General features: G+C 49.3%; 9 protein-coding genes. 3 read left to right on the forward strand and 6 right to left on the reverse strand.

Annotated elements, in window-relative coordinates; all coding sequences use genetic code 11:
- Positions 1–99 precede the first annotated feature (99 nt).
- Positions 100–1923 (forward strand): BCCT family transporter, encoded by a 1824-nt coding sequence (locus EL216_RS06625; RefSeq protein WP_232005222.1) that lies wholly within the window; start codon positions 100–102, stop codon positions 1921–1923.
- 67 nt (positions 1924–1990) lie between these two features.
- Here EL216_RS06625 and EL216_RS06630 read toward each other — a convergent pair whose 3' ends face one another.
- The 4 genes from EL216_RS06630 to EL216_RS06645 form a co-directional block, all read right to left on the reverse strand.
- On the reverse strand, positions 1991–2845 hold the full coding sequence (locus tag EL216_RS06630) for a mechanosensitive ion channel family protein (RefSeq protein WP_085390027.1): 855 nt from the start codon (positions 2843–2845) through the stop codon (positions 1991–1993).
- Positions 2846–3105: 260 nt separating this feature from the next.
- The gene (locus tag EL216_RS06635) at positions 3106–3909 is read right to left on the reverse strand and encodes a factor H binding protein domain-containing protein (RefSeq protein WP_085390026.1); all 804 of its coding nucleotides are present in this window, start codon (positions 3907–3909) and stop codon (positions 3106–3108) included.
- 501 nt (positions 3910–4410) lie between these two features.
- Positions 4411–5754 (reverse strand): pentapeptide repeat-containing protein, encoded by a 1344-nt coding sequence (locus EL216_RS06640; protein ID WP_085390025.1) that lies wholly within the window; start codon positions 5752–5754, stop codon positions 4411–4413.
- 381 nt (positions 5755–6135) lie between these two features.
- Positions 6136–8322 (reverse strand): UvrD-helicase domain-containing protein, encoded by a 2187-nt coding sequence (locus EL216_RS06645; protein WP_085390024.1) that lies wholly within the window; start codon positions 8320–8322, stop codon positions 6136–6138.
- Between the two features lie 172 nt (positions 8323–8494).
- Here EL216_RS06645 and sodA point away from each other — a divergent pair, with 172 nt between their 5' ends.
- Positions 8495–9121, forward strand: coding sequence for a superoxide dismutase [Mn] (sodA, locus tag EL216_RS06650; protein WP_085390023.1), 627 nt, complete (start codon positions 8495–8497; stop codon positions 9119–9121).
- Between the two features lie 216 nt (positions 9122–9337).
- Here sodA and EL216_RS06655 read toward each other — a convergent pair whose 3' ends face one another.
- On the reverse strand, positions 9338–9667 hold the full coding sequence (locus EL216_RS06655) for a hypothetical protein (protein WP_085390022.1): 330 nt from the start codon (positions 9665–9667) through the stop codon (positions 9338–9340).
- A 267-nt stretch (positions 9668–9934) separates the two neighbouring features.
- Here EL216_RS06655 and alr point away from each other — a divergent pair, with 267 nt between their 5' ends.
- A complete protein-coding gene (alr, locus tag EL216_RS06660; RefSeq protein ID WP_085390021.1) occupies positions 9935–11224 on the forward strand; it encodes an alanine racemase in 1290 nt (429 codons plus the stop codon).
- Between the two features lie 383 nt (positions 11225–11607).
- On the opposite strand, the gene rnhB is transcribed toward alr, so the two are convergent.
- On the reverse strand, positions 11608–12198 hold the full coding sequence (rnhB, locus tag EL216_RS06665; protein WP_085390020.1) for a ribonuclease HII: 591 nt from the start codon (positions 12196–12198) through the stop codon (positions 11608–11610).
- Positions 12199–12232: the final 34 nt, after the last annotated feature.

Here is a 12232-nt window from a genome sequence, read left to right on the forward strand (position 1 = left end):
TTATTCAATCAATAATAACTAACCACAATAAAAAACAATAACAACCGACATGCTGCTCACGAAACATTACTTTTTAAAGTCTGGTTAAGGAGTAAAACATTGTCTGTTCAAAACCAAAACAACCACGAATCGATCCATTTCCGCTATAAACCCGCCGACCGCCGTATGTCTTTCCGGCATTTAGGTACATTTGATGCTGATAAAAACTTCCAACCCCACAGCACATCGGGAATGCCCGACACCCGTATCGACAAATTCACTTTTTTCAGCGTATTGGTACTGCTTTTCGGTATAACTCTGCCGCTGATCATTTTTCCTGTGCAAGGCGCAGACTGGGTTGCGGCAACCAAAGCATTTGTTACCGATACATTCGGCGTAGGTTATCTGGCTTTCGGCGTATTGGCTTTTATCTTTGTTACTTATATTTCGTTTTCTGACATCGGCAACATCAAACTCGGCAAACCCGAAGATGAAATCGAGTTCAAAACAGGCTCGTGGGCGGCAATGATGTTTTGCGGCGGTATCGGTGCCAGTATCCTGTATTGGGGCATGTTGGAATGGGCTTATTATTATCAAGGCCCGCCGTTCGGCATCAAACCCGCTTCCCCCGAAGCCGTGCGTTGGGCCAGCACTTACGGTCTCTTTCACTGGGGACCGGTAGCATGGGCGATTTACCTTGTTCCTGCAATCGCCATCGCCTATTTCGCCCACGTGCGCAACTCTCCTGTGTTGAAAGTCAGCCAAAGCCTTATGCCACTCACAGGAGAAAAATTTGCCAAAAGTAATTGGGGCAAACTGATTGATGTATTTTTCGTATTCGGCATGATAGGTGGTGGGGCAACCACTTTGGGCTTGGCATCACCGATGATTACAGAGGGGCTGTATGAATTGTTCAGCACTCCCAACAGCCTGACTATGCAGCTGGCAGTATTGCTGGTTACTACCATGATTTTTGCATACAGCGCCTATCAAGGCTTACGGAGCGGTATCCAGTTTTTATCCAATATCAACTTTTATCTGGCTATTGCCTTTCTGGTTTTCGTCTTGGTTACCGGTCCGACTGTATTCATCCTGAACACAGGCTTAGAAAGCCTCGGCCGTTCGCTCACACAAATGTTCAGCATGATGACATGGACGGAATCGTTCGGCCGGTTTGGGCATCACGGCTTCAAAAACACTGGTTTTCCAAAAGACTGGACAATATTCTATTGGGCGTGGTGGCTGGTTTATGCCCCTACTATCGGATTGTTTATCGCCAAAATATCAAAAGGGAGAACCATCCGCCAGATGACCATAGGCTCGATGTTTTACGGCTCGCTCGGCTGTGCCGTATTCTTTATCATTTTAGGAAACTACGGCCTTTACCTCCAGCTTTCCGACGCACTGGATGTGGTTGCCATACTCAACGAAAAAGGCGCAACCGCCACTATTTTTGCCGTTCTAAACACCCTGCCCGCCGCACCGCTGGCGATTGCCGTGTTTACCCTGCTCGCCGTAATTTTTACCGCCACCACTTTCGACAGTATTTCCTATATTCTCGCTTCGGTAGTACAGAACGAAGTGGACGGCGAGCCACACCGCTGGAACCGCCTTTTCTGGGCATTCACACTTTGTTTTATGCCTGCCGCACTGATGTTTATCGGTGACCTCGATACTCTTCAGACGGCCTCCATTTTCTCCGGCGCACCGTTACTGGTGATTATGAGCATGATGATGCTTTCCATCATTAAAGCCGCAAAATATGACCTGTATTACCAACCCGACTACTCACTTAAAACCATCCATATTGAAGAATTGCCCGACAACGCACCGTGGGAATACGGCGAAACATCGCAAGCTCCCGAGGGTTCGGTATTGGCACAAAAAGCAGTATATGAAGAACAGCGCCAGAGTAGCGGCGATACCGATTCCGAAGATATCTGACAACATGGCAAAAATATAAAAGGCCGTCTGAAAATATTTTTTCAGACGGCCTTTTTTGTAATCAAATTTACATTCCTACTGCTTTCAACAACCTGTGCTGTATACGGATAAACTCATCCAGCAAAGCCTGTTGGATTTCCAGCCGTTTCGCCACAGGTGCAGCAAACCGCACCACAACCGTATAGGTTTTATCATCATGTGGCACACGGCTGATGCGCGGTTGGGCAGCCGGCGTAATAAACAACTTCTGCGTTTGTACCTCTTCCAAGTGCCGCTCAACAGAAGGGATATAAGGGGCACATAAACGATCAAGCAACACTTGCAGCGGCGGCACGATTTCGTCCGAATCCAAATGAAGCGGCACCGGAATCTCAAATGTGTGGATTACATACATACCCAAAATATTATCCCGCTGCACCGAATAAGACAGCAACAGGCTGTTGGGGAAAGAAACCGTTTTACCGCTTAACTGCCCAATCAACAGATTAGGTCCTACCTGCATCATCAAGGTGTTAAGCATATTGATGTCGACAACCCGCCCGCGCAGGCCACCCACTTCAATATAATCTCCCACCGAATACTGATTAGTTGTCGCCCGCAACAAGCTACCTGACAAACACATAATCAGCTCTTTCGTTGCCAGTACGATTGCAGCGGCTACCGCAAACATCGACAACGCCAACGTTTGGATTTGCGCTGCCCAAATGATTGCTAAACCGAAAACCACCATAATCAATGTGATATTACGGCTGGCCACCACCCAACGGCGCTTGTCTTCAATCTCCATTTGCGGGTGGCTGCGGAAATGCATTTGCAACACCACTCCGCGCAACAGCAAAACACCGGCAATCATCAACACTGACTCAATGATTTCCGCCTTTACCGGGCCGTTATAAAGATAATGGTTGATGGTTTCCCACATGGCTCTGCAATCCGTTTCACTTTAGGAATCAGGCGGTTATACCGCCATCTGATGAAAACCGCCGAAACCGTATTACGAACAACCGGTAGAGAAACCAGCAACCGTCTGTACAACAGCACAATAAAAACAGAAATATCAAATCAAAGTAGGCCGTCTGAAAACAACAGCAGGAAACAAACCGATTACAAAACGTTTATACCGGAGGCGGACGATACCTTATTGTAACCTACCCTACACGTATTTAGACGGCCCGAGCAAAGTTATTTGGAACCCGGTTGTTTTCTGCCGCCGAAGCCTATATTCACGTCTTTATCTCCGATCTTAAGCCCTGCTTGACCGGCAATTTCCTCTGCCTTCGGTCCGAAAAAGCCCAATTTATATGAACCAGAAGAATTACCATAACTGGCTTTACCTTCAATACCTGCTTTACCGCCAAAGGTTCCATTAGGATTAAACCCTTTAATCTTGCCCTTTTCTAAGGAAATGCTATTGTATCCCCCTAAACCACTGATCGTACCCGAACCTTCCATACGATCAAAATCAACATTGTAAATCAGCCTACCAGTATCATTTTTCCCTGTAAACGCTTGGCCTGCATAAAGGAAACTTCCGCGTGTAGGTAGTTTGGCCAACTCAGTAGCTTCCCCTTGTATGGCAAGTACTTTGGATTTATCGACATCCTTGCTGATATTATTTTGTATTTCTTTTTCAACATGTGCGGCCAATACAACGGAATACTTATTCTTATAAATCCGTGCCGTACCTTTTTCTTCTAATAACCCCGGCATTCCCACTCTTTCAGCAGACATTTCATAAGATTGGTTATGCACTGTATCCTGATGCAAAGTAGCAATGTCTATTTTGTCGCCGCTTTGATACGTTTTACCGTTGATTTTGAGCTTCACATTATAGGTATTAGTACTGCTTAAATCAGGCGTTGTAATCACACGATAGCCATTTTTACCTGAAGGCGGACGGATGGACTCAATAGCTTCCTTCGCACCGCAGGCAGAAAGCGCCAAACATGCGATACTTGTTGCAATTAATAAATTAAACGTTTTCATGATAATGTTTCCTTAAAGTTAGTCAGATTTAAATAGAAATCAAGTATCCGAACTTCCGAACAACCACAAAACCCTACAAACATGCAACTTTATGATTAATAAGTGTACGAATTTGAAATAAAATAGACAAGATGAAGGGTGTAAAGATTTTGCATATGTTGTATTTTATTAAGCAGGATCAAATAACGAATCCACCCAAAATAAAATAAAATTTTGATTTTTTGAGATTTTTAGAAATATTCAACACACCCGCCACAGCGTGGCAAAACGCATACAGCACAATAATGTGGCAAAACACAATGGCTCCCTCAAGAGCCGTAAATTGAATACCATACATCTTCCGGCATGGTTAAATTGCACCACTGCGATTTAACTGGTAAGGCCGTCTAAAAAAGATAAAGGCAGGTTTGCATCTGCCTTATACCTCCGTAATTTTTACCGCCAAACCGAAAAAAAACTTATCCAATAGTAAAGTAGGGCAATGATACCCGACCTACGGTTTTAAGATGGCCTTTTGTTGGCCAAGTTGGTAATTTTATCCAGCAGATTGATGATCTTATCCGAACCCAAGTCTTCTTCTTTACCCTCCGACATTTGATAATGATCTTGCCGTATCTGTTCCGACAGCAAGCGGTTGCGGATTTGGGTAAAGGTTTCCTGTACATATTCGTTGGCTTTTTGAGGATCACCCATACTTGCAGCTGTGTGTTGTGAGGCTTCAAGTAAGCCGCTATATAGCTCAATTTGGTGCTTCATCATCGAAAAATAGCGGACTTCGTTAAGCAGGGCTTTTTGATGGCGCAATAAGGTGGTGGCGATCAAAATCATGGCAATCACGGGGAAGGTGTAGAACACCATATGCCAACTTTCTTTCGGAAATTGCTCAAGCCTCCAAATAGCATAAAGCGGAATAAGGAATATTCCCAAAGCAACCAAAGCAAGGATAACTTTAGCAATTTTTCCGAATTCTTCTGCGAGTTCAACATTTTTGTTAATTTGGTCGGTTGTATTTTTCAGAGAATTTTCTAATGATTTTTTAGCATCGCCAATACGATTGTTTAATTCACCCTTTAACTTTTCATTTTGCTCTTGTAATTGTTTCAGTTGTACTTCGGTTTGCTGCTTACTAGTCAGTGTTTCTTCTAGCTTTTGCTTTATCTCTTCTACTTGTCTACCATTATATTGAGTATTTTGTAGCTGTTTATTTAATTCATCAATTACTAGCTCATATTGATGAATACTTTGTGTTAATTGAAATATATCGGCAGAATTAATAATGCCTAAAGCAATAGCTGTACCTAACGAGGCCCCAAAATGCGCATCCCTAAAATTGGCTCCTTCATGATTGGCTTCTCTCAAATTGGCCCTCTCCAGATTAGCCAATTCAAAACTTGCTCTTTTAAGGTTGGCTGCTCCTAAATTAGCGCCTTCAAGATTAGCACTTCGTAAATACGCTCCCTCTAAATTTGCTTCTCTAAGATTAGCTTCTCTAAGATTGCCATATCCCAAATATGCTCCTTGGAAATTAGCATTTTGAAGGTTGGCTCTTTCAAAAGTTGAATCTTCACAATTAGCCCATTGAAAATTTACACCTTGAAGGTTAGCTCCGCGAAAATTTGCTCCCAAGAGTTCAGCTTCTTCGAGGTTAATCTTTTCAAGGTAAGCATTTTCAAAATTAGCTGAGCGAAGAAGAGCTTTTTTAAGGTTCCCATTCGCAATATTAATACCTTTAAGATTTGCCCCTCTAAGGTCGGCTTGTGTTCCTTTTTCCCCTCCGCTATTAATCCATAAATTATGCTCTTGAAGAATTTTTGTAAATTCATTTGTATTAAATTCAGTATCCATAATTTAGTTTTCTTATTTAAATTAATTAAACATGCTATGCTTTTCAAATCACTATGTTTTTCCTAAAAAAATCATAAGTGTATTTAGTAGCCTGCGTGCGTGCCGGTGGCACACACCCTACCTGAAATAAACAACGAGGCCGTCTGAAAATAGCACACCAAACTTCCCAACTGCCTATATCTCTTTCAGACAGCCTCCAATTTGGCAAACTGGCCTCCTGATCGTAGGTCCGATACTCGTATCCGACAATCTGCCCAAACTTCCCGCAACGCCCCACAATGTCGGATTCAAGAATCCGACCTACATCATTCGCATCTGAGGCCGTCTGAAAAACAGCGCATCAAACTTCCCAACTGCCTACCTTTTTCAGACGGCCTTTTTTCAGACGGCCTCCAGTTTGGCAAACTTGGTATCCAGTTCTTTAATCCCTTCTTTTCCGAAATTGACGGTGAGCCGTGCAGATTCGCCTTTGTTGACTGCATCGATGATGACTCCGGTGCCAAATTTGGCATGGCGCACGTTTTGGCCGATGCGGAAGCCTGCGTATTCTTGCGGCAGGTCGTAGTGTTCGACGGCGGTGCGGTTTTTGGTTTTGGGCATGTCGGTGAAGCTGTTGAAGCGTTTGGGCGGGGGAGAGAGGCGGTGCAGCACGTCTTCGGGGATTTCTTCGACGAAGCGGGAGACGATGCCGAAGTGGGTTTGGCCGTGCAGCAGGCGTTGTTGGGACATGCTGATGTAGAGGCGTTTTTTGGCGCGGGTGATGGCAACGTACATGAGGCGGCGTTCTTCTTCGAGGCCGCCGCGTTCGGCGAGGCTGTATTCGCTGGGGAAGAGACCCTCTTCCATGCCGGTAAGGAATACGGTGTCGAACTCCAGCCCTTTGGCGGCGTGCACGGTCATCATTTGCAGGGCTTCTTCGCCTTCGCCGGCTTGGTTTTCGCCGGATTCGAGGGCGGCGTTGCTTAAGAAGGCGAGGATGGGGAAGAGCGGGTTTTCGGCGGCGTTTTCGGGCAGGATTTCGAAGTTGCTTTCAGACGGCCTGAAGGCGACGGCGGCGTTGACGAGTTCGTCGAGGTTGTCGAGACGGTCTTGGTGGTCGCCTTTTTGGGTTTGGTAGTATTCGACGAGGCCGCTGTCGCGGGTGATGCCGAGCATCATTTCTTGCAGGGATACGTTGGGGGCTTGGGCTTGGAGGTTTTCTATCAGGCGTACGAAGGCGGCGACTTTGGCGGCTTTTGCGCCCATGCCGCAGGCGGCCTGCCATAGGGAGATGCCTTGTTCGGCGGCTGCGGCTTGGATGTTTTCGATGGTGCGGGTGCCGATGCCGCGCGGGGGCATGTTGATAACGCGCAGGAGGGCGTTGTCGTCGTCGGGGTTGACGGAGAGGCGCAGGTAGGCGAGTGCGTGTTTGATTTCCTGCCGTTCGTAGAAGCGTAGGCCGCCGTAGATTTTGTAGGGAATGCCGGCACGGAACAGGGCTTGTTCGATGATGCGCGATTGGGCGTTGCTGCGGTAAAGCACGGCCATTTGGTCGAGTGTGCGGCCTTCGCGTTGCAGGGATTTGGCTTCGTCTACGATAAATTGGGCTTCGTCGGAATCTATGGGGGCGGAGTAAAAGCGGATTTTGTCGCCGGCGGCGGCATCGGTGCGCAGGTTTTTGCCGAGGCGTTCGGCGTTGTTTTCGATCACGGCGTTGGCGGCGGTAAGAATGTGGCCGTCTGAACGGTAGTTCTGCTCGAGCTTGATGGGTGCGTCGATGTGAAACTCGCGCATCAGGGCGGTCATGTTGCCGACGTGTGCGCCGCGGAAGCGGTAGATGGATTGGTCGTCGTCGCCCACGGCAAATACGGCGGCGTGTTCGCCTGCGATGAGCTTCAACCATGCGTATTGCAGTTTGTTGGTGTCTTGGAATTCGTCCACCAAAATATGGTTGAAGCGGTTTTGGTAATGGCGGCGCAGGATTTCGTTGGCTTGCAGGATTTCGTAACTGCGCAGCATCAGTTCGGCAAAATCGACCACGCCTTCGCGATTGCACGCTTTGTCGTATTCGGCATAGCACTCGATCATGCGCTGGGTATGCGGATCGGGAGCTTGCAGGGCGGAGGCGCGCAGGCCGCTTTCTTTTTGGGCGTTGATAAAGCCTTGCAAGGTGCGCGGGGCGATGATTTCTTCGGCGATGTTGAGCTGTTTGAGCAGGCGTTTGATTAAGGCGAGCTGGTCGGTGCTGTCGAGAATCTGAAAGGTGGAAGGCAGCCCTGCATCTTTATGGTGCAGGCGTAAAAAGCGGTGGCACAGGCCGTGGAAAGTGCCGAGCCACATGGCGCGCACGTTAACGGGCAGCATCGCGCTCAAGCGGGTTTGCATTTCTTTGGCGGCTTTGTTGGTGAAGGTAACGGCCATAATGCTGTGCACGCTTGCTTGGCCGCTTTGCAGCAGCCATGCGATGCGGGTGGTGAGCACGCGGGTTTTGCCGCTGCCCGCTCCGGCAAGCACGAGGGCGGATTGCGGCGGCCAAGTTACGGCGGAAAGTTGTTCGGCATTCAAGCCTTTGAGCAGTTCGGTATTCATGGTGCGGATTGTACGGCTTAGAAGTACCTAAATCCAGCCGGGAACATGGGAAGCCGGATGCCGTCTGAAAAAACCTTACTGCTTTTCGGGCTTTTCCCGCTTGCCTCAATACTGAATAATAATTAATATCGTTTTAAGTAAAGACCGTTTACCGCCAACAGGAGACAATGATATGGCCTATACTCTGCCCGAACTCGGCTACGCTTACGATGCGCTCGAACCTTATTTCGACGAGCAGACCATGAATATCCACCACACCAAGCACCATCAGGCTTACGTGAACAACGCCAACGCCGCGCTGGAATCGCTGCCCGAATTCGCCGCCCTGCCCGCGGAAGAGTTGGTGGCGCGTTTGGCGGAGCTGCCCGCCGACAAGCAAACGGCGCTGCGCAACAACGCCGGCGGCCATGCCAACCATACGTTTTTCTGGAAAAACCTAAAACAGGGTACGGAGCTGAAAGGCCGTCTGAAAGAAGCCATCGAACGCGATTTCGGCTCGGTGGAGAATTTTCAGGCCGAATTCGAAAAAGCCGCTGCCACCCGTTTCGGCTCGGGCTGGGCTTGGCTGGTATGGGATGAAGGCCGTCTGAAAGTGGTGTCTACTGCCAATCAGGATACGCCGCTGATGGGCGAGGCGGTAGCGGGCTGCAAAGGCTGGCCGATTATCGGTTTGGACGTGTGGGAACACGCTTATTATCTGAAATACCAAAACCGCCGCCCCGACTACATCAAAGCTTACTGGCATGTGGTGAATTGGGACGAAGCGGCCAAGCGTTTTGAAGAGAAGGTGCCGTCTTAAAATAACTGTTTACCGATAGCGGCCCAAACCCTCAGGCCGTCTGAAAACACCAGCATACCTGATAAACACAAGGTGGATTTGCTTCCGCCCTGTGTTTTTTACGTTTGGTGCCCGCAAAACTCAATTACCCCACCGTATATTCCGGCTTAGAACCGTAATCAATATTCTTTGTTAATCAAGATATGCTGTTTTCAGACGGCATCACAGCTTCCCCGCTCATCCGCTGCGCCGTTTCAACGCCGCCTGCACCGCTTCGCTTTGCAAAGCGTGTCGGAACATATTCTGAAACGGCATCACTTCCTTGTTTGCTACCACGATAACTGCTTTGCCGCTTTCGGGATTTTCCCAGCGCGAAAACCACAAACCGCAGGCATGTGCCGCCATTTTCACGGCTTGCTCGGTTCGCGCGGCATCCATTGCCAACCGGAACATTTCGGGGTTGCGTACAAAATAATCACGCAGCTTGTTTTTAGAAACCGCGTAATCGGCACGGTCACGGTCGATGGGATATACCGGTACGGGGAGCCGGTTGACGATATTCATCATGATGTCGGCCTCTCGATTGCAATCTGATATCGGATGTATCTGTTGTATTTGACAAAAGTGTACTGCTGCTGCGGCGGTATGTGCAATCCGCCGTTGCCGAAGCATGCCCGTACGGGCGCAATTTTTTATGCAAGGCAACGGTTTTCAGGGAATTTTTACGTCATATCCGCCTCTTAGTTAAAGATAACGGCAGGTGCGGCAAACAATACAACGATAATCGCCTGCCTATCGTGCTTTTACCCAAAATAAAATCATAGAGAGGCTGAAATGAACCCGAAAAAAACCTTGTTGGCCGCCTGCCTGACCGCTCTGCTGGCCGCATCTCCGCTTTATGCCGCCCCGCCGCTGGGCACTCCTGCCGACAGTGCCGCAATAAGCATCCACGGTGCCAACGCATGGATGGAAATCGACGTGCAGGCCTTTGAAGACAACATCCGCACCCTACAAAAAGAACTCGACGGCAAATCGCAAATCTGTGCCGTCATGAAAGCCGACGCATACGGCAACAGCATTGATTTGCTGATGCCGACTGTTATCAAAACAGGCATTCCCTGCATCGGTATCGCCAGCAACGAAGAAGCCCGCATCATCCGCGAACACGGTTATAACGGCCAAATTATGCGGGTGCGGGCGGCTACCGAAGATGAAATCGTTCACGGCATGCAATACGATATGGAAGAGCTGGTCGGCAACTACGGCCAAGCCAGCCGCATCAACGAACTTGCCCAAGCGGCGGGCAAAACCCTGCGCATCCATATCGCGCTGAACTCCGGCGGAATGGGGCGGAACGGCTTTGATATGACCGACCCCGATATCCGTGAATCTTCCGTAGCCGTTACTAAACTGCCCAACCTCCAAACCGTCGGCATCATGACTCACTTTGCCGTGGAAGATGCCGACGATGTAAAACGCGGCTTGGAAGCCTTCCATAAAGAAAGCGGCTGGCTGCTGCACAACGCCGAACTCAAACGCCGCGACATCATTCTGCACGCGGCCAACTCGTTTGCCACCTTGGCCGTACCCGAATCCCGTTTGGATATGGTGCGCCCGGGCGGTTTGCTTTACGGCGATTCCATTCCCGAACGCACCGAATACAAAAAAACCTTCGCCCTGAAGAGCCGCGTCGCCACCGTAAACTATTACGGCAAAGGCAGCACCGTGGGCTACGACCGCACTTTCACCCTACAACGCGATTCCAAGCTCGCCAACCTGCCCATCGGCTATTCGGACGGCTACCGCCGCGCCTTTACCAACAAAGGCCATGTGCTGATCCGCGGGCATAAAGTGCCGGTGGTCGGCAAAACGTCGATGAACACGACGATGGTCGACGTAACCGACTTCCCCGACATCCGCGCCGGAGACGAAGCGGTTTTGTTCGGCAAACAGGGCGAGAGTGAAATCACGCAGGCGGAAATAGAAGAAATCAACGGCGCGCTGCTGGCCGACTTGTATACCATCTGGGGCACGTCCAATCCGCGCCTGCCCAAATCCGCTACATCCGTTACCGTGCCGCCGTTTATGCCGCGAGCCGAAGATTACCGCCCGATAGCCAAATAAGCGGTACAAACGAAAAGAGGCCGTCTGAAAAGATGTTCAGACGGCCTTATATACCACGCCCCATACGAAGGGCATAACTCACAAACTTTAACGCCCCTTTAACTCAGCCAAGTGAAAGGGGCTTAATCATGTGTATCGCCTATTACTCTGTCAATTATGACAGTCATGTTTCTCCTAAATCCTGCATTTTGAAAGTTTACAAAGACAGCCGTCTCAAGTTTTTTAACATGTTTAATCTGAGGCGGATATAGAGGATAAACTTGCTTTATCGCGGCTGGTTATACTCCGGTCAAGCCCGAATATGGCTCGCATTGTTTTTTAAGCCGACCCTACGGTTCACTAAAGATTGAGGCCGTCTGAAAACTTTCAGACGGCCTCCTGCATTATTCAAACAACTTTCCCTGTGCCAGCAGCAGCTTCACCGGCGCAAAGTCTTTGCGGTGTTCGCCCAATACGCCGAACTCCGCCAACGCTGCCAGATGTGCCGCCGTGCCGTAGCCCTTGTGTTTATCAAACCCGTATTGCGGATAACGCGCCGCCAACGCATACATTTCGGCATCGCGGGCAGTTTTGGCCAGCACCGAAGCGGCGGAGATTTCGATGATTTTGCTGTCGCCCTTCACCACCGCCTCGGCTTCGATACCGAGATTTTTCGGAATGCGGTTGCCGTCTATCAGCACTTTCTGCGGCGGCACCGCCAAGCCGTGCACGGCACGGGTCATCGCCAACATAGTGGCATGCAGGATATTCAATTCCGCGATTTCGGCCACATTCGCCGATGCTACGTTCCACGCCACCGCCTGCTCTTTAATTTGCACGGCCAGCTCGTCGCGCTTTTTTTCAGTGAGCTTTTTAGAATCGGTCAAGCCCGGCAGATGGTAATCGGGCGGCAGAATCACGGCGGCGGCAAACACGCTGCCCACCAACGGCCCGCGCCCTGCTTCGTCTACTCCGGCAGTAAAGGAAGTAGTCATTTCTTATGTGGCTCCTGTTTTTCAGACGGCCTCT

Source organism: Neisseria animaloris, assembly GCF_900637855.1.
GTDB lineage: Bacteria > Pseudomonadota > Gammaproteobacteria > Burkholderiales > Neisseriaceae > Neisseria > Neisseria animaloris.